The organism is Algibacter mikhailovii (genome assembly GCF_014651495.1).
Classification (GTDB): Bacteria; Bacteroidota; Bacteroidia; order Flavobacteriales; family Flavobacteriaceae; genus Algibacter_E; species Algibacter_E mikhailovii.
In genome coordinates this window covers 62,347-87,255 of sequence record NZ_BMWZ01000002.1, presented here as the reverse complement: position 1 = coordinate 87,255, position 24,909 = coordinate 62,347, and the positions used below count along the sequence as shown (strand labels likewise).

Sequence of the window (24,909 nt, the reverse complement as noted above, 5' to 3'; positions counted from 1 at the left end):
TTAACCTATATAAAATGAAAAACATCGTACTTTTTATGGGGCTCATTTTTGCCCTTTCCTTGCCGGCTCAGGATTATGAGTTTGGAGATATATCTAAAGAAGAATTAAAAGAAGCGTACAGTCCCATTGATAGTAATGCGAGCGCGTCTTACCTGTATACTTATCGTAAAACATATGTGGATTACCAACAATCAACTGGATTTCAGTTGGTAACTGAAGTGCATGAGCGCATAAAAATATATAATAAAGAAGGTCTTGATTATGCAACTAAGTCGGTTAAACTTTATAAAAGCGGTAATGATGACGAGCAAATACTTGGAATTAAGGGGTATACCTACAGTTTAGTTGGAGATGAAATCATTAAGAATAAATTAAAAAAGGACGGTATTTTTAAAACAGAATTATCAAAATATAGAAATGAAGTCAAGTTTACCATGCCTAATGCAAATGAAGGAAGTGTCATTGAGTATAAGTATAGGGTCAATTCCCCGTTTGTTACTAATGTTGATGAATTTGTATTTCAGCATGATATTCCTGTAAAAAAGTTAAAGGCCAAATTTGCTAGCCCTGAGTACTTTAATTTTAAATTAAATACCAAGGGTTATATGGCTGTGGCGCCTCATGTGGAGCGGAAACCAGGGAAAATCACTTTGAATAATAAATCAAGAACAGGAGGGAGTAGCTTGACGGATGCCGTACGTACCACATATAGTTCGGAGAATATAGACTTTATAACTACGGTTTCTACTTATGAACTTGAGAATATACCGGCCTTAATTCAGGAACCATTTGTTAACAATATTGATAATTATAGGTCAGCAGTAAAATATGAATTGTCATATACACAATTTCCAAATTCTGGAACTGAGAATTACTCCACCACATGGGAGGATGTAATTAAAAAGATATACCAGAGTTCAAGCTTTGGTGATGAGTTGTCAAAGACAAGTTATTTTAAGGACGATATTGACGCTTTAATTGCAGATGTTTCAGATCCAATGACAAGAGCAAGTAGAATTTACAATTTTGTAAAGAATAGAATTAAATGGAATGGATATAATGGCTACTTAGTTGATGAAGGCGTGAAAAAGGCCTATAAATCTCAAGTTGGAAATGTTGCAGAAATAAATTTAATGTTAACAGCAATGCTTAATTATGCCGGAGTAAAAGCGTATCCAGTTTTGGTTAGTACCAGACAGCATGGAGTTCCCCTTTTTCCAACAAGAGAAGGCTTTAATTATGTCATCACTTATGTAAAAGAGGTCAATCAATCTTTTTTACTGGATGCAACAAGCGATTATTGTTTACCAAATATTTTACCGTTTAGGGCTTTAAATTGGCAGGGGCGAATAATTACGGAGCATGGGAATTCTCAATTAATTGATTTGTATCCAAGTGATTTATCAAAGAACGTGTATTCTGTTATGGTTAAGATGGATAGTGAAGGCACAATTTCTGGTGGCTATAGAAGTATGAAAACAGGTCACAGTGCCTTGGATTATAGAATAAAATATAATAATCGAGATGAAGATGAGTATTTAGAGGATCTTGAAAATAAATATGGAGGACTTGAAGTGTCAGACTTTAGTGTGAAGAACGAAAATGATTTAACCAAGCCAGTAATGGAATCCTATAAGTTTGTAAAAGAAGCCCAAGCTGATAAAATTGGTGATAAATTATATTTTTCACCCATGTTTTATTTTAAGATGGATGAAAATCCATTCAAGTTAGAGCAAAGGGATTATCCCATTGATTTTGGTTACCCATCAAAAAACACGTATAAGATAACGATTAATATACCTGAGGGCTATGAAATTCAAGAGTTACCAAAGGGTGCGGCAGTGGCCTTGCCAGATAATCTAGGCATTTTCAAGTATAATGTACTTGCTAAAGACAGAAACATCCAATTAATTGTTTCTACACAAATAAATAGTGCAATTGTAACGCCAAACCATTATGAAATTCTAAAAATGTACATATCTCAATTAGTTGAAAAAGAAGCTGAGCAGATTGTAATTTCCAAAGTGTAATAGTGATTTCCTTTTAATTGTTTAACAAGTTATCTAGTAAAAGTTAAAAACGTATTTTTATCTTTTACTAGATAACTATATTTCAATGAAAATACAAAACGCACAAAAAGAAGTTGATGACTGGATAAACGAGCATGGTGTTCGTTATTTTAATGAGCTAACCAATATGGCGCAACTCACTGAAGAAGTTGGTGAAGTGGCACGAATTATTGCCAGACGCTACGGTGAACAAAGTGAAAAAGAAAGCGATAAAGACAAAGATCTAGGTGAAGAACTTGCCGATGTTTTATTCGTTGTTCTGTGTTTGGCAAATCAAACAGGGGTAGATTTGCAAGAAGCATTTGATAAAAGAATGTACAAGAAAGGAAAACGAGACCACGATAGACACCATAATAATGAAAAATTAAAGTAAATTTGCATTCCTTTAAATTGAATTAAAAAGTATGCACTTTACCCTACATAAATCAACAATAGCGAAAGAATCAACGGTTCAAATTACGGGTTCTAAAAGTGAATCCAATAGATTATTACTCTTACAAGCCTTATATCCAGAGTTTAAATTAGATAATGTTTCTAATTCAGATGATAGTAATTTAATGATTAAGGCATTAAACTCAGACCAAACGGTAGTTGATATTCACCACGCAGGCACAGCAATGCGCTTTCTAACGGCATATTTTTCAATACAAGAAGGTAGAGAAACGGTTCTAACCGGTTCAAAAAGAATGAAAGAGCGCCCTATTAAAATATTAGTAGAGGCTTTGCAGGCACTTGGCGCGGAGATTAGTTTTGAAGAGAATGAAGGGTATCCGCCTATTAAAATTTTAGGTAAAAAACTAACCAAAAGTAAAGTGTCACTTAATGCCAATGTAAGTAGTCAATACATTTCAGCTTTGTTGTTAATTGCTTCAAAATTAGAAAATGGACTTGAATTATCACTAGAAGGAGAGATTACCTCAGTGCCTTATATAAAAATGACGTTGAGTTTACTTGATGAAATTGGTGTAGAATCGTCATTTATTGATAATGTGATCACGGTAAAGCCCAATGCAAAAACTTTAAAAGCAAAAACGCTTACTGTTGAGTCAGACTGGTCTTCGGCCTCGTATTATTTTAGTATAGTAGCTTTAAGCGACGTTGGTACTCAAATAACTTTATCCTCGTATAAAGAAAATTCTTTACAAGGAGATTCGGTGTTGGTGAATATTTATAAGCATTTTGGAGTGTCTTCAACATTTAAAGAAAACCAATTGGTGCTAAAGAAAGTAGATGCTAACCTGGAGCCATTAACGCTAAACTTAAAAAACGCCCCAGATATAGCACAAACGATTGCAGTTACATGTTTTGCTCTTGGTTTAGCTTGTGACTTGACAGGCCTTCATACCTTGAAAATTAAGGAAACTGACAGGTTAGTCGCTTTAAAAACAGAAATTGAAAAGTTAGGAGGAGCGGTTGAAATCACCGATAAATCTTTGCATTTAGCACCGTCAAATGTTATCAAGGAAATGGTGCCTATTGCAACATATCACGATCATAGAATGGCCATGGCATTTGCGCCACTAGCCTTAAGGGTGCCTATTGTAATTGAAGAAGCTATGGTTGTTTCTAAATCTTATCCTACTTTTTACAAGGACTTAGAAACGCTAGGTTTTCAAATAACTAAATAAAAATCACGTATTTACTTGACAACCCCTGTGCTCAGATTGTATATTTGCAGCTTTCTTGTAAAATAAAGTATACAAAACATTATTCCGTTGCCTATTAGTTATTGTAAATAGTGTCAATAATTAAATTAGCAACTAAAAACAAAAACGATTATATGAAATTATCAAACTTCGGATTTGAATTGCCAAATGAATTATTAGCTGAGTATCCTGCAGAAAATAGGGATGAATCGCGTTTAATGGTTTTAAACAGAAAAGAACAAACTATTGAGCATAAAATGTTCAAAGATATCATCGATTATTTTAATGAAGATGATATTTTAATATTGAATAATACGAAAGTTTTTCCGGCGCGATTATATGGTAATAAAGAGAAAACTGGCGCTAGAATAGAAGTGTTCTTATTAAGAGAGCTAAATGAAGAGCAACGCCTTTGGGATGTTTTAGTTGATCCAGCGAGAAAGATAAGAATTGGAAATAAATTATACTTTGGTGATGATGATACGTTGGTAGCAGAAGTTATTGATAACACAACATCAAGAGGCCGTACATTACGTTTCTTATATGACGGATCATATAGAGAGTTTAGAATAAAATTAAACGAATTAGGAGAAACACCGCTACCTAAATATATTAAAAGAGATGTTGAGCCGGAAGATGAAGACCGTTACCAAACTATTTTTGCTAAAAATGAAGGTGCTGTTGCGGCACCTACAGCTGGGCTTCACTTTTCAAAACACCTTTTAAAACGATTTGAAATCAAAGGGATTAATTTTGCTGAGGTTACGCTTCACGTAGGTTTAGGAACGTTTAATCCAGTTGAAGTAGAGGATTTGTCTAAACACAAAATGGACAGTGAAGAACTTAGGATTGGTCCAGAAGCTGTAAAAATTGTGAATAAAGGTCTTAAAGAAAAAAGACGTATTTGTGCAGTAGGAACAACAGCAATTCGAGCAATAGAAAGTGCTGTGTCTACAAATGGTGAATTAAATGAATTTGATGGATGGACGAATAAATTTATTTTTCCACCGCATGATTTTAGTATTGCCAATTGTATGGTTACCAATTTTCATACGCCAAAATCAACTTTATTAATGATGGTTTCTGCATTTGCTGGTCATGATTTTATAAAGCGCGCCTATGAAGAGGCTATCAAAGAAGGTTATAAATTTTATAGCTACGGTGATGCTATGTTAATCATCTAATTAACAGATATAAAAATAATAATGAGCCTCTTTTTTTAAAGAGGCTTTTTTAATTGGCGTTTATCAGAGGATCTCGTTTTATCAAACGAAGTCTTAAATCAAAATATCAATTCCTTTCACTATTTTTGCATGCAAATGGAAATTAAGAAAAAAGACATACGTGCGCTTACAAAAGAGCAACTCAGAGTATTTTTTGTAAAAGAAGGCGATAAAGCATTTCGCGGAAATCAAGTGTATGAATGGCTATGGCAAAAGGCAGCATATTCTTTTGAAGATATGACGAATATCTCAAAAGAGACAAGGCAAATGCTTGAGGATAATTTTGTAATTAATCACATTCGAGTAGATACCATGCAACGCAGTAATGATGGTACTATAAAAAATGCTGTGCGTTTGCATGATGGACTAATTGTAGAATCGGTTTTAATTCCAACTTCAACCAGAACCACAGCTTGTGTGTCTAGCCAAGTTGGTTGTAGTTTAGATTGTAAGTTTTGCGCAACATCACGATTAAAACGTATGCGTAATTTAAATCCTGATGAAATCTATGATCAGGTTGTTGCTATTGATAACGAAAGTAGATTGTATCATAACAGACCACTAAGCAATATAGTCTTTATGGGGATGGGAGAGCCGCTTATGAATTATAATAATGTCATAAAGGCAATAGATAAAATCACCTCTAAAGAAGGATTAGGAATGTCTCCTAAAAGAATTACCGTATCAACTTCAGGTGTACCTAAAATGATTAAAAAAATGGCTGATGATGAGGTAAAATTTAATTTAGCTGTTTCGCTACATTCAGCGGTGGACGAAGTACGAACATCTATAATGCCGTTTAATGAAACATTTCCTTTGCAAGATTTACGTGAGTCTTTGGAATACTGGTATACAAAAACACAACGAAAAATAAGTTATGAATACGTAGTTTGGAAGGGCATTAATGATACCCAGAATGATATTGATGCCTTTGTGAAGTTTTGTAAATATGTGCCATGTAAGGTGAATATAATTGAGTATAACCCAATTGATGATGGGGAGTTTCAACAAGCATCTAACGAGGCTTTAGAGAATTACATCCGTACTTTAGAGCAAAACAGAATTGTTGTTAATGTGCGTCGAAGCCGAGGAAAGGATATTGATGCTGCTTGCGGACAATTAGCCAATAAAACGTAAAAAAGTATTTTCTAAGGCCTATATTTGATGGCTCATAAAATAATTATTTGAAAATAGTAGAGCAAATAAAAGATCCCATTGACTACGAAATGGAACTTTTTGAACAAAAGTTTCAACTTTCTATGTCTAGTAAAGTAGCTTTACTCAACAGAATTACGCATTATATTGTAAATCGGAAAGGCAAACAAATGCGTCCTATGTTTGTTTTTTTGGTTTCAAAAATGGTGTCTAATGGAGAAGTTAGTGAACGTACCTACAGAGGAGCTTCGGTTATTGAGCTTATTCATACTGCTACTTTGGTTCATGATGATGTGGTTGATGATAGTAATAGAAGACGTGGATTCTTCTCGGTTAATGCGCTTTGGAAAAATAAAATAGCTGTTCTTATTGGTGATTTTTTGCTATCAAAAGGTTTGTTGCTCTCTATAGATAATAATGACTTTGATTTGCTTAAAATTATTTCTATTGCCGTTAGGGAAATGAGTGAGGGCGAACTGCTACAAATTGAAAAAGCCCGAAAACTGGACATTACCGAAGACGTTTATTATGAAATTATACGTCAAAAAACGGCCACTTTAATTGCCGCGTGTTGCAGTTTAGGTGCTGCATCGGTAAAACCAGATTCTCAACATGTTGAAACCATGCGGTATTTTGGTGAATTAATAGGTATGGCATTTCAAATAAAAGATGACTTATTTGATTATGGCGACACACAAATAGGAAAACCAACGGGGATTGATATTAAAGAACAAAAAATGACTTTACCATTGATTTATGTATTAAATCAAGCGTCTAAGAAAGATAAAAAGTGGCTTATTAATTCCATAAAAAATCATAATAAGGATACTAAACGCGTAAAGGAGGTTATTGCTTTTGTAAAAGACAATGGCGGACTAGATTATGCGGTTTCTAAAATGAAGGAATTTCAGATTAAAGCATTAGGGTTATTGGAGGATTATCCTGAATCAAAATTTAGAACCTCTTTAGAGCTTATGGTGAATTATGTTATTGATAGGAAGAAATAATAGGTTTCAGCCCAGAGAAAATATATAAAAATAAAAAAAGCCAATAGTTGAAAAGACACTATTGGCTTTTTTTATAGGTTCTTTACTGGATTAGTCTTCTACTTTAGTTAAGGATACAGCTATAGCTTCACCATAGGTCATAATTACGACTTGGCCAACATGTAATTTTTTAATAAGTTCTTCATCTTCAACATCAATGGTCGTGTAATTGCCTTGAGGCCCCTTTATGGTCACATACATATAGGTCAAATTTATAACTTGAATAGTAACTACAGCTTTGACCATAGCTCCAATTACCACGCCTGGTTCCATGTCCATTCCCGCTTTTTCTGCATCAGCAATAACCATTAACGGTTCTGCTATTTCTTCCTCCGTGGGTTTACGGAATTCTGCTTTTAAAAATTTGTAAAAACCAAAAGTAATGACTTCACCAACTGCTATTTCATCAAATCGTTTTACATCTTCGCCTGCAGTAAAGGTGTGTAATTCACCTTCACTTCCTATAACTGTTATTTCACGGGTTTCTTTGTTAATCTCTTTAATTGTGCCCATTAATTCAACATAAGCCACTTTTTCTTTTGTAGGCATGTCATTTTTCGCTTCTTGAGCAAATGATAAATTGAAGGTCAAAAGAAATGTAAGCAATAGAATGGGGTAGTTCCTTAGGAATTTCATAATTTTAAATGGTATTAGTTGGAAATTGTTCTTGCTTAACAAAATAATTAAAATTATTGGCTTTTGGTCCATTTGTGAGCGTAGTTTTTTGATTGGAAAAAAATAAAAGCAACCCTAGGCAACCATTTGTTTAAATATTGCGTCTTTATAAATAGAGGACCTAATGAAAACATTCTTGAAAGTTATTCAATTACATAAAAATGAATCGCATTTGATTCAAAAGGCAATAAAGCAAAACAGAGATGCGCAGCGTATTTTGTTTGATTTACACGCCCCTAAAATGTTAAGTGTTTGCAGGTATTACATAAAAGATTTACAGCATGCTGAAGAGGTCATGCTAAATGGATTTTTTAAAGTGTTCTCAAATCTAGAGCAATATCAAAGCTCTGGAAGTTTTGAAGGATGGATAAGAAAAATTATGGTTAGGGAATCTATTTCTTATTTACGCCAAAAAAAACAAATTGAATTTGCTTATGAGGATGTGGAATCTGAACAGGAGGTTTTTGATCCCGTAGCGAGTGATATTGAAGTTGCTGAGATACAACAATTAATAGATGGCTTACCGGCAGGTTATAAAATGGTTTTTGTTATGTATGCTATTGAGGGCTATAAGCACCATGAAATATCAGAAATTTTAAATATTTCCCCTGGTACATCAAAATCGCAGCTCTTTAAGGCGCGCAAAATGCTTCAACAAAAAATTGAAGAATTAAAAAAGTTAGATTATGGAATTAAATGAATTAGATAGATCTATTAAAGAAAATCTTGAGAAAAGAAGCATTTCGCCTTCAGCGGATGCTTGGAATTCACTTTCTAATCGGTTGGATGCTGATACGGAAAAGAAAAAGAATCATAGAACGTATTGGATGCTTGGTTTGGCAGCAAGTTTAGTTGGTGTACTGCTAGTTGTGACACAATGGGGTGGTGGTGAGGATATAATGAAAGATGAACCTTTCAAGGTTGTTGTTGTCCCAAACGTTACTGAGACCGAAGCGGTAAAACCCATTCAACAAAATGTATCTAAAGAAAAAGATAAAAGCGTTCAACAAGATCTCGTAAAAGCAGAACAGGAGCCCAAAAATAAAACAGTTATTAAAGAAATTATTAGCGCTAAAAATTCACAAAAGATAGCCTTAGAAAAGAATCAAACGGAAGCCCCGGCCAAGACTCAGGAAAACTTATCAATTCAAGCGCCTGCACCGGATAAAAACCTAACATTTGAACAGCAAAAGATTCAAGATGTTGTGGCCGAAGTACATGCATTAAAAGATAAAAATATAGAGGTAACGGAGGCTGATATTGATGCATTACTTTTTAAAGCTCAAAATGAAATAGCACATAAAAGATTATATCAAGAATCAACAGGTAAAGTTGATGCTAATGCTTTGCTTCAAAGTGTCGAACAAGAATTAGATCAGTCGTTTAGAAGTAAAGTACTAGAGGCTTTAAAGGCGAGTTATAATTCTGTGAAAACATCTATAGCGCAACGTAATAAATAAAAATCAATCATAATAAATCAATCAACGCCTAATACAGGCAAAAAAACGAACAGCAATGCAAAAAATTACTTTGTTATTAGTGCTTTGTGCACTATGTCTTTCTGGGCAACTCATCAATGCCCAGGATACCATTCCAAACGTGAATACCCTAAAAATTGAATCGCTTAAAAAGAGTAAAATAGAAGTTGAGGAAGAGGAAAAATCACTTTTAAAAAAAGACGTCGAAGCTATTAATGAACAAGTAGCCAATGGAACGATTACCGAATCTGAAGCGGAAGCATTAAAACAAGAGGCAGCTCAAAAAAGAGCATTGAATATTGAAAATAGAGTAGCTATTATTGATAATAAAATTGAGCTTCTTGAAAGAAATGAGGAGGGTTATAATGAAGGTGAAGAAAAAAAGAAAAAACAAATAGAAATTATAATTAGTGATGATGATAGTGCGGATGGCTTTTTGGGAATTATAACCAAAGATGAGGATAAACCTAAGAAATATGACAAACGGACCTCAAGTCATTTAGTTTTTGCTATGGGTTTTAATAACGCCATAATTGAAGGTGAAAAATTAGATGACTCACCATACAAATTGGGTGGTTCTAGTTTTATTGAATTGGGTTATGCATGGAAAACAAGATTACTCAACAATTCTAATTTTTTAAGATTGAAGTACGGGTTTTCTTTTCAGTGGAATAAATTAAATATTAAGGATAATCAATATTTAGTAAACAATGATGGTGTAATTAGTTTGGAGCCTTTTCCAAACGATGCTTGTGTTATTAAATTTAGAATGACCAATATTGTCTTTCCCGTTCATTTAGAATTTGGACCTTCTAGACGTATTGATAGAAGCAGTTATTATAGATATTCAACAAAAAAGCAACTAAAATTTGGTGTTGGTTTTTATGGTGGCTTCAATATTCAAACCATGCAGAAATTAAAATATACTGATGTTAATGGTAATAAGGCTAAAGATAAATTGAAGGGTGGTTATAATACCTCTAATTTGATTTATGGGCCCAGTGCCTATGTCGCATTAGGATGTGCTGCTTTATATTTTAAGTATGATTTAAATCCAATATTTAAAGATCAAGCAGTCAGCCAAAATAATATATCGTTGGGCCTTCGATTTGATATGAATTAGATTAATATACCGAAATAGTAAGCATAGCCATTGTTGTTAAAAACAAAATAATAAATAGGGGCATGACGAATTTTAACCATTTATCAAAGCCTATTTTAACTATTGCTAATGCAGCTAAAATTAAACCAGTAGGATTTATTAGGTAGAACAAGCCTAATCCGTATTGATAGGTGTCAACAATGGTTTCCCTGCCTATATGAACAATATCTGCTAGAGGTGAAATAATGGGCATAGTCAAGACTGCCATACCTGAGGATGAAGGCATGAAAAAGGATAAAGCACTATAAGTTATCAGCATAACATTTGTAAAAACTCCTTTGTTCATGCCTTCAGTCATTGTACTTGCATAATACAAAAGCGTATCACTAATCAAGCCGTCTTCCATAAGTATGGTGACGCCTCTTGCTATGCCTACAATAAATGCAACACTTAACAATTCAGCTGCACCTTTCACAAAGGCTTCAATAAAAACACCTTCTTCAATTCTTGCAATAAGACCTATAACAATAGCACCAACAAGAAATACCGCCGTCATTTCAACAAACCACCAATCCCAAAAAGAAACCCCAATAATCATAACAACAAAGCACAGTGAAAAAATAAGAATAATCAGTTTCAGCTTAGGTGTAAGTTTGATATTCTTGTTTAATTTATCTAATCCAAACAAACGGTTTAATTCTTCTTTTTGATCGTAAATAAGGGATTTACTCGGGTCTTTTTTTACGCGATTTGCATAGCGTAAAATGTATATTATGGTGATTGTTAAACAGAGAAAAAGCATGATTAATCTGTTAGTTAGTCCGGTAGTCCAACTAATGCCAGCGGCATCGGATGCAATAATAGTAGAAAACGGATTTATTGTTGAACACATGGTTCCAATAGCTGAACCAAGAAAAATACAGGCTAAACCAACCATAGCGTCGTATTTTGCAGCCAAGAATACAGGTATTAAAATAGGAAAGAATGCCATGGTTTCTTCAGCAAGGCCAAAAGTGGTGCCCCCTGCTGCAATGAGTGTGGTCACCAGGATAATGAGTACAAACTCCTTGCCTTTCAAAATTTTGGCGAGCCAAGAAATACCAGCATCAAATGCTCCGGTAAGGTTCATGATGCCAATTAAACCGCCAATAATGAGAATAAGAAAAATGATGTCTGCAGACGCAATAACACCTTTAATAGGTGATTCTACAAAATCTGTAAAACCCTGTGGTTGGGGGTTTAATTCATGATAAGTATTAGGAATTCCTATAGGCTTATATATGTCGCCATTAGTGAATTTTTCAATGGGGATTTTAATGTGTAATGATTCTAAGGTCTCTTGAGTAGCAGGTAATTCAATAACCTTGTCTTGCATAGTTTTGGTAAACGTATTGCTAGATGCGTTGTAGGCTAGGTTGTCATATTTACCTGCAGGTACTAACCAGGTTAATAGCGTAACAAATCCGGCGATAAGGAATAAAATAGTTTGGGCACTTGGAAACTTAAATTTCATCTTTATTATTCGGTGTTATTATCTACAGGACAAAGCCGGAAGTAGATTTTAATTAAGCCTAACTTACCAAAAAATAAATGAACGGAACGGTTCTTAAACAAATTAAAAGCGAAACCGAATAGGTTTAAGCCATACTTGCCCCTATTCGGTTTCCTTGATTTTAAAACTGAATGATTTAAAACTGGAATATTATAAGGTTAAAATATCCCCGGAATTCCTGGTAATTGCCCAACTAGTGCAAGCGACACAACGCAAATAATAAACATTATTCCTGGGATAATTAATTTTTCTTTTAGGCTGAGTTCTTTCGATCTATTTCGGTCGCCTATTAAACCCATATTATCAAGAAGCATGGTGAGTGCCCATCCAAAAACTGGATTTACAAAAGCACAGGCAAAAATACAAGTACCTGCACTTAGAGAATCATTGTGCTTTTGAACCATTTGCATACCTGCTTCTAGCAAAGGCAGAAATACGCCTACTATTAGTGCGATGCGCAATACGGGTTCCCACATGGCTAAATCCATTGGGTATCCAAATATTGATGCCAAAACACATAACAGGGCAGTTAATACTGCACCACCTGGAATGGGGCGTTTAGCAATAGCCGCTGGAATCATGTATGTACCCCAAGAAGAAGCAATATTACCACCGCCTAATAGAGAGCCAAATATTTGTCTTAAAGAGGAAACGGTCATAGTATCGTCTACATCCATCAAGACATCATCAGTGTTTTCAGGATAGTTAAGTTCTTGGAATACCCGATGTCCTAAGTAATCTGGAGACCACATCGCTACGGCTAAAATGGCAAAAGGTATAACTGCTATGAAATGACCAAAATTAGGCCAACCAATTTGCCAACCTGTTGTTTCTCCCCACCACCAGAACGGATTCATGTGCGGAAGGCCAGGGGTTGTAGTAAATTCAAAATTCATCCCCATCGAATAGGCTACAAGTCCAGCAATTAATGAGCATAAAGGGATGGCTAGCCAGCGCTTTTTTATACGTGCCAAATAGGCATAAATTAAAATAGTAATGCCGATTACAGCAAACGAAACGGATCCAGAGTCCGCATTAGAAGTCCAAGTTTCAAATTTAGTTATTTGTCCAATAAGCCCCATAGCGCCCAGATAAATCAATAATCCGCCTCTTACCCCAACACCGGTTAAAGTCATAAGTTTAGAGCCACCTTTTGTTAGACTTAAAATAATACCAAAAACACCTATTAGAATACCTAGAGCTAATGGATGTCCTCCGGCTGCGGCAATAATTGGGATTAATGGAATCATGGGGCCATGTGTTCCCGCAAGGTTAGCTCTGGGATTTAATATGGCCGAAAATAAAATAACAAAAATACCACCGGCAATTAAAAGCTCGAACCTCACATTTTCTGCGACAAACTCTGGTGAAAGTCCAAATTGTGCAGCAAAAGCAGCTACCATAGCGGTTACCATAACAACTTTTCCAATGGTTGCTGCTAAGGCTGGAACCCAATCTTCAAGTTCTATATTAAAATCTCTAAAAGGAAGATGAATGCGCCACCGTCTAAATTTCATGATGCTAAGCTCGTGCTCAAGATACTCTTCTCTTTTTTTGAATTCTTTTGATTTTTTGCGATTTTCCCTGTAAAAGTTCTTGTCTGATTTCTTCATTATGGTTTGGTTAATTCATGAAATATTGCAAGGGCAAATCTAATCACCATATTGAATTTTAAATATGAGGTTTGTCAGGTGAATATTATTTTGTGTTACTTATAGGGATAATTTTTATGAATTTTGGAAATAACCTCTTAGCTATTGATTGCGATGTGCTTTTAAAGCACATAATTTGTTATTTTTGCTGGTACTAAAACGCATTAGAATTGATATCCTCCTCAAGTATAGATAAAGTTTTTGAAACCGCCCGCGTTGAGGAGGTTATAGGTGATTTTGTGCAATTAAAAAAGGCGGGGACTAATTATAAGGGACTTAGCCCTTTTAGCGATGAGCGTTCACCTAGTTTTATGGTGTCACCAGTAAAACAGATCTGGAAAGATTTTTCTACGGGAAAGGGAGGAACAGCCGTATCTTTTTTAATGGAACATGAACACTTTACCTATCCTGAGGCCATAAAGTATCTCGCTAAAAAATATAATATTGAAATTGAAGAAACGGTTCAGTCTAATGAACAGAAGGAAAAAGCGAATGAACGTGAGAGCTTATATTTAGTAAGTGAATTTGCAAATACTTATTTTCAAAAAGTATTACACAAAACAGATCAAGGTAAATCTATAGGTTTAGGTTATTTTAAAGAACGTGGATTTACTGAAGAAACAATAAAAACATTTGAGTTAGGCTATTCATTAAATGAATGGCAGGCTTTTACTGATGAAGCCTTGAAGCAGGGGTATCAAATAGATTTTCTCGAAAAAACGGGGCTAACCATTGTTAAAGGTGATAAACGCTTTGATCGATTTAAAGGGCGTGTTATGTTTCCTATAAAAAGTATGAGCGGTCGTGTTTTAGGGTATGGAGGAAGAATCCTTATTGCGGATAAAAAAGCCGCAAAATATGTTAATTCGCCCGAGAGTGATATCTATCATAAAAGTAAAGTTCTATATGGTATTCATCATGCAAAGCAGAGTATAGCCAAGGAAGATAACTGTTATTTGGTTGAAGGTTATACTGATGTAATACAATTTCATCAAACAGGAATTAAAAATGTAGTTTCTTCTTCGGGTACTGCTTTAACATCTGAGCAAATTAGATTAATAAATAGGTTAACTAAGAATATCACAGTATTATTTGATGGGGATGCTGCGGGTATGCGCGCCTCTTTAAGAGGTATTGATTTAATACTTGAACAGGGTATGAACGTAAAGGTTTGCACCTTTCCAGAAGGCGAAGACCCGGATAGTTTTGCGAAACAAAATACGCTGGAACAGTTAACCTGTTATTTAAACGAAAACGCCAAAGATTTTATTCAATTTAAGGCTTCCATATTATTTGAAGAGTCAAAAAATGACCCGATAAAAAAGGCCGATACCGTAAGGGATATTGTCAATAGTATTTCTAAAATACCAGACCGTATTAAGAAAGAGATTTATATTCAAGAATGCGCTAGAATTATGGATATAAGTGAGGAAGTGCTTTTTAGTACACTTGCTCAAATGAATAAGAAGGACACTCAGGAAGAAAGTAAAAAAACTAAAACTGAGCAAAAGGCTTTTGAGGTTATTAGGCACCAACAGCAGCCTGTTAAAAAGGTTGATGTACAGTATGTGCTGGAGCGTAAAATTATTGAAACCTTGTTGTTATATGGTGATATGACTGAAGATTTTGAAGATCTGGTCTTAAAAGAAAATGACAAGGGAGAATTAACCTTAGAACCCGTTATACAGCAGGCTAAGGTTTTTGAGAAAATTTATTTGGATCTGCAAGATGATGAAATGGAATTTACCAATTCACAGTTTAAGACACTTTATTACACTATTATAGATCGTTTAAATCAAGATGCTACGTTTGAACTAAAGACTTTTGTGAATTCAGTTGATCAGGATATGGCCAATGAAATTACAACAATTCTAATGGAGGATGAACGTTACACTTTAGATAACTGGAATAGGATGAATATTTTTCCAAAAGAAAAAACCACTTCCGTAGCCCAATTAGTAAGTGAAACTATTTTGAGTCTGCGTTGTTTTTTAATCGATCAAAAAGTTAGGGAGTTTCAACAAGAAACACTTCAAAACAAAATAGACACGAATAGAAATATACTTGAAGAAGTAAAAGACTATTCGGGTCTAAAAATGTTGTTGTCTCGAAAACTTAATCGCGTACTATAAAGCTTGTGAGAGTTTAGCTTGATTTATTAAATCTACTAAATTAGTAACTTTCAATTTACGCATTAATCGAGCTTTATAAGTACTAACGGTTTTTTCGTTAATATCTAACTCTTTTGAAATTTCTTTGTTTTTCCTTCCAATGGTTAAAAGTTTGAGAACTTCAGCTTCTCTAGTGGAAAGTTTCTTGTAAAAGGTGCCACCTTTATTTACCCTTGAACCAAATGCAAGTTGTTGCGTTAAGTCGTTGCTCAAATAAATGCCGCCATCAGCAACTTTTAAGATGGCCTCATTAATGGTCATAACATTAACGGATTTACTAATGTACCCAGCCGCACCAGCTTTAATGGCGTTTATGGCATAAACTTCTTCAGGTTGACCACTAAGAATAATGGTTTTAATGTCTGGATAGTCATTTTTTAAATACCTTAAAAGTGTGAGCCCGTTGAGTTTTGGAAAGTCGGCTTCTGTTAAAATGATATCAACAGGATTATCCTTTACAAATTCAAGAATGTCCTCGCCATCATCTAGGCTTCCAACAATTTTAATGTTTGGTGATGCTGAGAAAAGCACTTCCAGTCCTTTTCTTGTAATTGGGTGATTGTCTGCTATTAATAATTTTATCATATTGAGAGAGTTTTATGTAATGTTCTGGGAACGATTACAAATGAGAGAAATAACTAGCTATAAAAGTAATACTTTTTTACATATATAACAATAATTATATTAATTCCTTAAGAATTTATCATTAATTCGTTAGGAATTTCACAAATAGGAATAGGAACCATTTTATGCTTGTTTGAGTTGTTAAAGCGCTTGTATATTTTGAAAACTTCGGCCTCTCTTCCTTCAAAGTCATTTAAAGACTTGCCTTTATCATCCATGGTCATGGCCCATTCTAATTCTGGATAAGAAGCGCCAATTTGGTCTTCATCACTTCTGGCGTCTCCAAAAAGACCATCGCTTGGCTGCGCTTTCATTATAGATTCTGGGACTTGTATGAACTCACCTATATTATATACTTGAGATTTTAGTAAATCGGCTATTGGGCTTAAATCTACACCACCATCGCCATACTTCGTGTAAAAACCTACACCAAAATCTTCAACCTTATTTCCTGTGCCTGCCACCAATAAATTATATAACCCTGCATAGTAATATAATGTAGTCATTCTTAACCTAGCACGTGTATTGGCTAGAGCCATATCAATAGTTGCTTGATCTCCATCAGAAAAAACTTCTGTTTTAAAGGCTTCAAAAACGGGGGTTAAATTTGTATGTGTATCGCTAACGTTTTCATACTTTGTCTTTAGTTGTGCAATATGCTCTTGAGCTCTAGTAACATGACTTTGCGCTTGATGAATGGGCATTTCAACGCATAATATATTAAGCCCAGTTTTAGCACAAAGCGTTGAGGTTACTGCGGAATCAATACCGCCGGATATACCAACAACAAAACCATTAACACCAGCATTAGTGGCGTAGTCTTTTAGCCAATTTACAATATGATCTACAACTTTTTCTGTCTGCATTTTTTAAATGAATTTTGTTATAAGAATGCTACCTTTGCAAACAAAAATAACCTAAACCGCTAATTTATTAAAATTTATGATGCCTAAGTTTTCATGGAAATCAGTTTCATTCATTTTTTTTGTTTTTACTTGTCTTGTTTCTTGTGGTAAAGCAGATAAATTAGAAGCCGAAATATCAAAAGTAAATACCGATATTGAGTTAGAGCGTTTTGATAGTTTATTTGCTGCAGTAACACCACAAGGATTGCCCGACCTCAAAGCAAAATACCCCTTTATGTTTTCTGATAAGTATCCAGATGCATTTTGGTTGGATAAAAAGGAAGATACCCTGCAGATTCAATTGTTTAATGAAGTATCTAAAACATTTGATGATTCTGAAGCATTAGAGCGGGAATTAGAAGATTTATTTAATCATTTGTCGTATTATTTCCATGAATTCAATCCGCCAAGAATCATTACGGTAACTAATGATGTAGATTATAGGAATAGAGTTATTGTAACAGATACCATAGCCGTTATTGCCCTAGATACGTATTTAGGTAGCGAGCATGAGTTTTATGGTGCTATCCCGAAATACATAAGAGCAGGGTTAACTAAAGAACAGATAGTGGTTGATTTAGCCACCGAATATGGTGAAAAGTATATTTTTCAGCCTCAGCGTAAGACCTTATTGGATGAGATGATTTATTTTGGAAAATTACTCTATTTTAAAGACCTCATTATTCCGTTTAAATCAGAGGCAGAACGGATTGGTTATACAGCATCTGAGTTAGATTGGGCCAGAGCAAATGAAGAATATATTTGGCGCTTCTTTGTAGAGCGCGAATTATTATACAGTAACGATGTGAAATTGCCAAGGCGATTCATAAACCCTGCGCCGTTTTCTAAATTTTATTTGGAGGACATTGATGCCGAGTCTCCTGGAAGAATAGGGCAGTATATGGGTTGGCAAATTGTAAGAGCTTTTATGAACAATAATGATGTGTCATTAAAAGAAATGCTTACGGCAGACACACAAGAAATATTTAACAAATCAAAATTTAAACCACGTAAATAATGGCAAATAAGGTAACTTCAAAAATAGAGCTTAATGTTGAATTGGACGAGAACCGTGTTCCTGAAAAATTGCATTGGACCGCTCAAGATGGAGGCATAAGTAATGAAGAAGCAAAAGCCATGATGTTAGCGGTTTGGGATGCGAACAAGCAAGAAACACTTCGTATTGATTTATGGACTAAAGATATGCCAGTAGATGAAATGAAAGTCTTTTTTCATCAAACCTTAGTGGCCATGAGTGATACCTTTTTAAGAGCAACCCAGGATGATAAAATGAGTGCTACAATGAAAGATTTTTGTGACTATTTTGCGGAAAAGTTAGAGTTGAAAAAATAGTTAGTTGCTATTACTGACCTCCTTAATTTCTTTTTGAAGGTGATCAAGGTATAGAATCCCATGTAAATGATCTATTTCATGTTGAAAGATTACAGAAGTGAATCCCTCAACGGTATCAGTGATATGGACGCCTTCCATGGTGTCATATTCCAGAGAAATGGTTAATGAACGACTGCTTAATGTATCGCTTCTATTTGGGATAGAAAGACAACCTTCTTTTACCTTTTGCGTCTTTTTTGAATATTTTGTGATTTTTGGGTTTAGATATACTTCAAAAGGCATATCTGGTTTGTCAAAACGTTGTACCCATATGATATTTTTTAAAACGCCTACTTGAGGAGCAGCAATACCAACGCCCATCGAGATACTATCTCTTACCGTTGCATAAAGGCGTTTTACAAATCGCTGTAAAACGGGATCTTTTAAGTCTGGTTTGATATAAGTACTCTTGGTTCTTAATAATAATGAATCCTTTTTATTGTTAATCTTATAGACACGCATGGGCGTAATGCTATCAGAATGCATTATTAAGTTAACTTCTTGAGAAGAAAAAGAGCTTTTAATGCCTTTTGAACTTGAACATCCAAATAATATAAAACAGATAACAGAAAAGGAAAGAATGTATTTCATGGGTTGTGGGTATAAGATGGTTCGTTTATAACTACCATTCATTAATTCTATTAGAATCTAATTTGATAAAAATAAAGATTAAAATGGTAAATGCCCACAATCCTGAACCGCCATAACTAAATAAAGGAAGAGGTATACCTATTGTTGGGATTATACCCATGACCATACCTATATTAATAAAGAAGTGAATAAAAATGATAGAGGCTACGCCATAACCATATACTCTACTGAATTGAGATTTTTGCAATTCGGCTAGATGTAAAATGCGCAAAAGGAGTAGTACAAAAACTAGCACTACAAATGAGCTCCCTAAAAATCCCCATTCTTCTCCAACAGTACTAAAAATATAGTCGGTATGTTGTTCCGGTACAAATTTTCCAGTAGTTCTTGTTCCTTCCATAAAACCTCTACCTGTAACACCTCCTGAACTGATGGCTTTTTCAGATTCATTTAAATTATATGCAAAGGTTTGTTTCATCTTTTCAAGTTTGGCGGGGTCTTTTTCCAAACGCAGCCAAAGGCTAATTCTATCTCTCTGGTGCGGTTGTAGAATACTTTGATAAAAGAATTTTATACCAAAGGAAATAGAGACAACTGCTAATAATATAAAAATAGACTCAAATATTTTTAACTTTTTTTTACTCAAAAAATGATAAGCTACTAGAAAGACTAAGCCGGTAACAGAAGTAATAATTGCGCCAAATTTTAAGGCCAAAATAGATACAATAATAAGCGAAATGCCAATGGTTAAATAGAATTTTGGCAATCCTTCACGATACAGTACAAAGAAGAATGATGCGTATACTAGTGTGCTACCGGTATCATTTTGCAATAAGACCAAAATAGCTGGAATGATTAGGATGATGAATATTTGTAGTTGATCTTTAAATGATTTAATGTTGGTGTTTAAATCACTAACATATTTTGCGATGGCAAGCGCGGTAGCCATTTTGGCAAATTCACTGGGCTGAATAGTCATGCCGCCAATGGCGTACCACGAGGTTGCTCCATTTACGTTTTTTCCAAAAACGAATAGACCAACTAAGGATAACATGGCGACTATATAAATGATACTCGAAAAGCGTTCGTAGAATTTGGCATCAATAGCCAACAATAAAACGATTAGTCCAAAAGTTAAAAAAATAAAAATGAGCTGTTTACCAAAAGGCTGCGTGATGTCGAAATAATTAATATCCGTTCCTGTATGAGAGGCTGATAAAATATTTAAATAACCAAACCCAACCAATAGAAAGAATAGTAAAATAGTAATCCAATCAAATTTAAAATGTCTGTTAGTATTCCTAACCATTAACTTTTTGGTTTATTAATTTTATTAAGTTCCTTCTTTAATTTGAAATATTCTTTCTCTTCAACAATTTGGAGTGTAGTACCTCCATTAATTCTAAAAGGTTTTCCAGAGTATGGTTTAGCGTATTCATCTTCAAGGCTGTGTTTTATTAACCATTCCTCTAAATCTGTCCGGGTTATATAGCCTTTAATGTGCCTTTCAATCATTAAACTGGCTACTTTTCCTGCAAATCGACTTCCCCAATAGCCGTTTTCAACAAAAACTGCGATAGCAATTTTAGGATCGTCTTTGGGAGCAAATGCCAAGAATATAGAATGGTCTGTCAACTGTGTTTTAACACTGTCAATTTTTACAAAGTTTTCAACGGTTCCCGTTTTACCACAGATGTCAATATCTTTGACTTGTAAAGATGCGGCCGTACCTTTTTTATAAACCTCATACATGCCTTCAATGACGGGTTCAAAATGCCGCTTATCAATAGTGGTATACTTGGGTTTGGTAAACTGTTCAGGCAAGGTTTCTCCCTCAATGTGTTTTATAATATGTGGTGTGTAGTAATAGCCTCTATTTGCTATCCCTGCAGCCATATTGGCTAATTGAATAGGTGTAGTGGCAACTTCACCTTGCCCAATAGCATTTGAAATGGTATAGGTAGAGTAAAAGGTTTTTGGATAAATAAACTTGTAATAATCTCTATCTGGAATGCGTCCTTTTTGACCAACATATAAATCGTTATTTAAAAACTGACCGAGTCCAAAACTTTTGGCATGTTTACTCCAAACATTAATACCATCTGAAGCATTACCGTTTTTATCCAATATTTTTCTATAGGTGGTTGCAAAGTAAGCATTACATGACCTCTGAATCCCACCTATCATATCGTTGCGCGTCCCATAGTTGCAATGGCATTTCATGATACGATTTCCGTATTTGTATCCTTGATAACACGTTACAGTTTCGTTTGGCGACATAACATTTTCCTGTAGAGCAATCAAGGCGTTCATTAATTTAAAAGGAGAGCCAGGTTCATAGACACCTTGCAAACTCCTGTTAAATAAGGGTTTTGCAATTGAATCGTTATATAGTTTAGTGAAGTTCTTAGAGCGGTCTCTTCCTACCAAAATATTTGGATCATAAGTTGGGGCGGCCACCATGGCAAGAATTTCACCCGAGGAAGGTTCAATAGCTATAACACCTCCTCTTTTGTTTTTCATAAGTAATTCACCATAAGCTTGCAGCTGGGCGTCAATAGTTATGGTAATGTCTTTTCCTTGTACAGGAATGGTATCAAATTTACCGTCTTTGTAGGGACCAATATTTCTATTAAAACGGTCTTTTTGAATAAACTTAATCCCTTTAACGCCGCGGAGTGTTTTTTCATAAGACGCTTCAATACCTTGTTTGCCTATAAGGTCACCCATTCTATAATATGGGTCTTTTTTAATTATGCGATTATTCACTTCCCCAATATCGCCAAGAACATTGGCGCCAATTGTGGTCTCATAGTTTCTTAGTGAACGTTTCTGAATATAAAACCCCCGAAATTTGCGCATTTTCTCCTGTAAAACGGCATAATCTTCCTTAGATAGATGGGATACAAATACAGATGGCAGTCTTGGTGAATAATGACGTGCTTTTTTGTATGTTTTTATAAATTTCTCCTTGTCAATTTTTAATAAACTACAAAATTCAAGGGTGTCTAATGGTTCCACTTCTCTAGGGATAACCATGACATCATATGAAGGTTGATTGGCCACTAATAATTCACCATTTCTATCATATACAAACCCACGTTTTGGGTAATCGTAAACCTTACGTATCGCATTATCTTCAAAAAGATTATGTGCGCTAGAGGTATACACTTGCAGGTAGAATAATCTCGAAATAAACAAGAGTCCTACCGCAATTATTGTAATGAAAAGTAAAAATTGTCTCATTTAGAATTTCTGCTGAAAATAATAGTTATTACCACACTCAATAAAATAGTAAATATACTTGAGAATAACGTTTTCTGGACTATAAAAAGTATTTTGGAAATACTGAAAATTTCCAATGAAAATAAAATAAGATGATGTACAACAGTTAAAAGCGTAAAATAGGTGAGTTTAGACCCAAAATCTACTGTATTAAACTTGATGGATTGATGCTCGTAAATGGTTCCAAATGATGTCTTTAATATAACCGGTCTGGCATATGCAATAAATACAGAAGCGGCAGCATGAATGCCTCCGGTGTCTAAAAATAGGTCAATGGTAATACCAAGTAAAAAACTCAATAGAATTAGAATAATTCTATTGTTTTTAATAGGGAATAAGGCAATAAATAGAATGTAAATATACGGGTTTATATAGCCCATAAAATTTATGTGGTTCAAGATTAATACTTGAAAAATAACCAGAGTAATAAAGCGAACGGTATGAACAGAAAGAATATTATTCATTACTCAGAAGTAGATTGTTTAGTTCTTGAACATTTACATTTTCTATGACATAAACATGCTCAATATTTGTCATGTCATTAAATAATCTCACGTTTATTTCATAATAGTTTTCCGCTTGGTCCAATTCAAAATCTTCAACCACACCTATAGGCACGCCCTTTGGAAAAATAGACGACCTTCCTGAAGTTATAATGGTATCACCCGCAACAACAGGTGCTATTTTTGGAATGTCAATAAGTTGAGTGAATTCAGGAGATTTACCATTCCACGTTAAGGTTCCAAAATGATTGGTTTTTTTTAATTGTGCACTAATTTTACTAGTCGTGTTTAAAATAGAAAGTACCGTAGCGAAATGATTGCTTGTTCTATCTACAATACCCACAATACCTTTTGAAGAAATAACACCAAAATCTTGTTTGATACTGTCTTTTACACCCTTGTTAAGGGTGAGCATGTTAGTGCTTAGGGCGTAACTATTCTTGATAACATTGGCCGTGAAAAACCTATATGAAGCCCTAAACATTAGGCTGTCTATAAAAACAGAATCTACTTTGTTACTGCTATTTGTTATAAGAGACCGTAATCGCCTGTTTTCTTCTGAAAGCAGTTGGTTTTGCGATTTTAAATTAAAGTAGCCATTAATATTATTAATGGAGTTATAAATACCTCCGGTCAAAAAATTGGCCGAATTTATAAATTTACTCTTGTGGTAAGAATGCGATTGAATAGTAAACAATAGTGCAATGTCAAACAGCAAGAAGAACAACAAAAAATTTTTGTTCTTAATTATGAAATTAATAATTTGCTGCATGAATTATATGATCTCTATTTTATCAATACACTTTTGTATTTAGGTAGATTTTTTAGTGTAATACCAGTACCTCTAACAACAGCTCTTAATGGATCCTCAGCAATATAGACCGGTAAGTCTGTTTTTTGAGATAACCTTTTGTCTAAGCCTCTAAGCATAGATCCTCCTCCAGCTAAATAGATCCCAGTATTATATATATCTGCAGCTAATTCAGGAGGTGTTTGAGAAAGCGTTTCCATAACAGCATCTTCAATACGCAGTATAGATTTGTCTAAGGCTTTAGCAATTTCCCTATATGAAATAGAAACTTGTTTTGGTTTACCGGTAAGTAGATCACGCCCCTGAACACTCATGTCTTCTGGCGGTAACTCTAAGTCTTCAGTAGCTGCACCTATTTGAATTTTTATTTTCTCAGCAGTACGCTCTCCCACATATAAGTTGTGTTGCGTACGCATGTAGTAAACAATATCATTAGTGAACACATCACCTGCAATCTTAACCGACTTATCACATACAATACCGCCAAGAGCGATAACTGCAATTTCAGTTGTACCACCTCCTATATCCACAACCATGTTTCCTTTAGGCTGCATAATATCAACACCTATACCAATGGCTGCAGCCATTGGCTCATGAATCAAATACACCTCTTTACCATTAACACGTTCTGCACTTTCTTTTACTGCACGCATTTCTACCTCGGTAATTCCCGAAGGAATACAAATGACCATGCGTAATGCAGGCGTGAAAAATTTCTTCTTTAAAGCAGGGATGTTTTTAATAAACATGCTTATCATTTGCTCTGAAGCATCAAAATCTGCGATTACACCGTCTTTTAGCGGGCGTATAGTTTTGATGTTTTCATGCGTTTTTCCTTGCATTAAACTGGCTTCTTGACCAACAGCAATAATTTTACTGGTGACTCTATTTCTAGCAACAATAGATGGCGCATCAACAACAACTTTGTCATTATGGATAATAAGAGTATTTGCAGTACCTAAATCTATTGCAATATCCTCAGTAAGGAAGTCAAAAAATCCCATGTAGTATTAATAGTTTAATGTGGTT

The 24,909-nt window shown here is 34.6% G+C and carries 23 protein-coding genes; 12 read left to right on the top strand and 11 right to left on the bottom strand.

Going from position 1 to position 24,909, the window contains the following annotated elements:
• Nucleotides 1-14: 14 nt before the first annotated feature.
• From IE051_RS03795 to IE051_RS03770, 6 genes are all read left to right on the top strand, one after another.
• Nucleotides 15-2,030, top strand: a complete 2,016-nt coding sequence (locus IE051_RS03795; RefSeq protein ID WP_189359452.1) for a transglutaminase-like domain-containing protein — start codon at nucleotides 15-17, stop codon at nucleotides 2,028-2,030.
• Nucleotides 2,031-2,115: 85 nt separating this feature from the next.
• Complete coding sequence (locus IE051_RS03790) at nucleotides 2,116-2,442, top strand: nucleotide pyrophosphohydrolase (protein WP_189359451.1); 327 nt, start codon at nucleotides 2,116-2,118, stop codon at nucleotides 2,440-2,442.
• A 31-nt stretch (nucleotides 2,443-2,473) separates the two neighbouring features.
• A complete protein-coding gene (locus IE051_RS03785) occupies nucleotides 2,474-3,697 on the top strand; it encodes a 3-phosphoshikimate 1-carboxyvinyltransferase (protein ID WP_189359450.1) in 1,224 nt (407 codons plus the stop codon).
• 152 nt (nucleotides 3,698-3,849) lie between these two features.
• Nucleotides 3,850-4,899, top strand: a complete 1,050-nt coding sequence (gene queA / locus IE051_RS03780) for a tRNA preQ1(34) S-adenosylmethionine ribosyltransferase-isomerase QueA (protein WP_189359449.1) — start codon at nucleotides 3,850-3,852, stop codon at nucleotides 4,897-4,899.
• Between the two features lie 135 nt (nucleotides 4,900-5,034).
• Complete coding sequence (gene rlmN, locus IE051_RS03775) at nucleotides 5,035-6,075, top strand: dual-specificity RNA methyltransferase RlmN (protein ID WP_189359448.1); 1,041 nt, start codon at nucleotides 5,035-5,037, stop codon at nucleotides 6,073-6,075.
• A 47-nt stretch (nucleotides 6,076-6,122) separates the two neighbouring features.
• Complete coding sequence (locus tag IE051_RS03770; protein WP_189359447.1) at nucleotides 6,123-7,100, top strand: polyprenyl synthetase family protein; 978 nt, start codon at nucleotides 6,123-6,125, stop codon at nucleotides 7,098-7,100.
• Between the two features lie 90 nt (nucleotides 7,101-7,190).
• Here the strand turns inward: IE051_RS03770 and IE051_RS03765 are convergent, their stop codons facing one another.
• Entirely contained in the window at nucleotides 7,191-7,775 is a 585-nt protein-coding gene (locus IE051_RS03765; RefSeq protein WP_189359446.1) for a hypothetical protein, read from the bottom strand.
• A 163-nt stretch (nucleotides 7,776-7,938) separates the two neighbouring features.
• Between IE051_RS03765 and IE051_RS03760 the strand changes: the two genes are divergently transcribed.
• The 3 genes from IE051_RS03760 to IE051_RS03750 are packed head-to-tail and all read left to right on the top strand — an operon-like array spanning nucleotide 7,939 to nucleotide 10,415.
• Entirely contained in the window at nucleotides 7,939-8,514 is a 576-nt protein-coding gene (locus IE051_RS03760) for an RNA polymerase sigma factor (RefSeq protein WP_229796722.1), read from the top strand.
• Complete coding sequence (locus tag IE051_RS03755) at nucleotides 8,501-9,274, top strand: hypothetical protein (RefSeq protein WP_189359445.1); 774 nt, start codon at nucleotides 8,501-8,503, stop codon at nucleotides 9,272-9,274. The genes IE051_RS03760 and IE051_RS03755 overlap by 14 nt, the downstream gene beginning before the upstream one ends.
• Nucleotides 9,275-9,329: 55 nt before the next feature.
• The gene (locus IE051_RS03750) at nucleotides 9,330-10,415 is read left to right on the top strand and encodes a hypothetical protein (protein ID WP_189359444.1); all 1,086 of its coding nucleotides are present in this window, start codon (nucleotides 9,330-9,332) and stop codon (nucleotides 10,413-10,415) included.
• A gap of 1 nt (nucleotide 10,416) precedes the next feature.
• On the opposite strand, the gene IE051_RS03745 is transcribed toward IE051_RS03750, so the two are convergent.
• Nucleotides 10,417-11,907: a YfcC family protein gene (locus tag IE051_RS03745; RefSeq protein ID WP_189359443.1), complete on the bottom strand. Its 1,491-nt coding sequence runs from the start codon at nucleotides 11,905-11,907 to the stop codon at nucleotides 10,417-10,419.
• A gap of 197 nt (nucleotides 11,908-12,104) precedes the next feature.
• Nucleotides 12,105-13,559, bottom strand: coding sequence for a DUF3360 family protein (locus IE051_RS03740; RefSeq protein ID WP_189359442.1), 1,455 nt, complete (start codon nucleotides 13,557-13,559; stop codon nucleotides 12,105-12,107).
• 209 nt (nucleotides 13,560-13,768) lie between these two features.
• Between IE051_RS03740 and dnaG the strand changes: the two genes are divergently transcribed.
• Nucleotides 13,769-15,730 (top strand): DNA primase, encoded by a 1,962-nt coding sequence (dnaG, locus tag IE051_RS03735; protein ID WP_189359441.1) that lies wholly within the window; start codon nucleotides 13,769-13,771, stop codon nucleotides 15,728-15,730.
• On the opposite strand, the gene IE051_RS03730 is transcribed toward dnaG, so the two are convergent.
• Both IE051_RS03730 and nadE read right to left on the bottom strand, forming a co-directional pair.
• The gene (locus IE051_RS03730) at nucleotides 15,725-16,354 is read right to left on the bottom strand and encodes a response regulator (RefSeq protein WP_189359440.1); all 630 of its coding nucleotides are present in this window, start codon (nucleotides 16,352-16,354) and stop codon (nucleotides 15,725-15,727) included. The genes dnaG and IE051_RS03730 overlap by 6 nt on opposite strands.
• 107 nt (nucleotides 16,355-16,461) lie before the next feature.
• Nucleotides 16,462-17,259, bottom strand: a complete 798-nt coding sequence (gene nadE / locus IE051_RS03725; RefSeq protein WP_189359439.1) for an NAD(+) synthase — start codon at nucleotides 17,257-17,259, stop codon at nucleotides 16,462-16,464.
• 79 nt (nucleotides 17,260-17,338) lie between these two features.
• Between nadE and gldB the strand changes: the two genes are divergently transcribed.
• Together gldB and gldC are read left to right on the top strand one after the other, a co-directional pair.
• A complete protein-coding gene (gene gldB / locus IE051_RS03720; protein ID WP_189359901.1) occupies nucleotides 17,339-18,316 on the top strand; it encodes a gliding motility lipoprotein GldB in 978 nt (325 codons plus the stop codon).
• A complete protein-coding gene (gene gldC / locus IE051_RS03715; protein WP_189359438.1) occupies nucleotides 18,316-18,651 on the top strand; it encodes a gliding motility protein GldC in 336 nt (111 codons plus the stop codon). The genes gldB and gldC overlap by 1 nt, the downstream gene beginning before the upstream one ends.
• Here the strand turns inward: gldC and def are convergent, their stop codons facing one another.
• The 6 genes from def to IE051_RS03685 are packed head-to-tail and all read right to left on the bottom strand — an operon-like array spanning nucleotide 18,652 to nucleotide 24,884.
• Nucleotides 18,652-19,281, bottom strand: a complete 630-nt coding sequence (def, locus tag IE051_RS03710) for a peptide deformylase (protein WP_189359437.1) — start codon at nucleotides 19,279-19,281, stop codon at nucleotides 18,652-18,654.
• Between the two features lie 31 nt (nucleotides 19,282-19,312).
• Nucleotides 19,313-20,590, bottom strand: a complete 1,278-nt coding sequence (gene rodA, locus IE051_RS03705) for a rod shape-determining protein RodA (protein WP_189359436.1) — start codon at nucleotides 20,588-20,590, stop codon at nucleotides 19,313-19,315.
• Nucleotides 20,590-22,527, bottom strand: a complete 1,938-nt coding sequence (mrdA, locus tag IE051_RS03700) for a penicillin-binding protein 2 (protein ID WP_189359435.1) — start codon at nucleotides 22,525-22,527, stop codon at nucleotides 20,590-20,592. The genes rodA and mrdA overlap by 1 nt, the downstream gene beginning before the upstream one ends.
• Nucleotides 22,524-23,030 carry a rod shape-determining protein MreD gene (locus IE051_RS03695; protein WP_189359434.1) on the bottom strand — a complete coding sequence of 169 codons (507 nt, stop codon included), beginning with the start codon at nucleotides 23,028-23,030 and terminating at the stop codon, nucleotides 22,524-22,526. Before IE051_RS03695 ends, mrdA begins: the two co-directional genes overlap by 4 nt.
• Nucleotides 23,023-23,841: a rod shape-determining protein MreC gene (gene mreC, locus IE051_RS03690; RefSeq protein ID WP_189359433.1), complete on the bottom strand. Its 819-nt coding sequence runs from the start codon at nucleotides 23,839-23,841 to the stop codon at nucleotides 23,023-23,025. Before mreC ends, IE051_RS03695 begins: the two co-directional genes overlap by 8 nt.
• 14 nt (nucleotides 23,842-23,855) lie before the next feature.
• Nucleotides 23,856-24,884, bottom strand: coding sequence for a rod shape-determining protein (locus IE051_RS03685; protein ID WP_189359432.1), 1,029 nt, complete (start codon nucleotides 24,882-24,884; stop codon nucleotides 23,856-23,858).
• Between the last annotated feature and the right edge of the window lie 25 nt (nucleotides 24,885-24,909).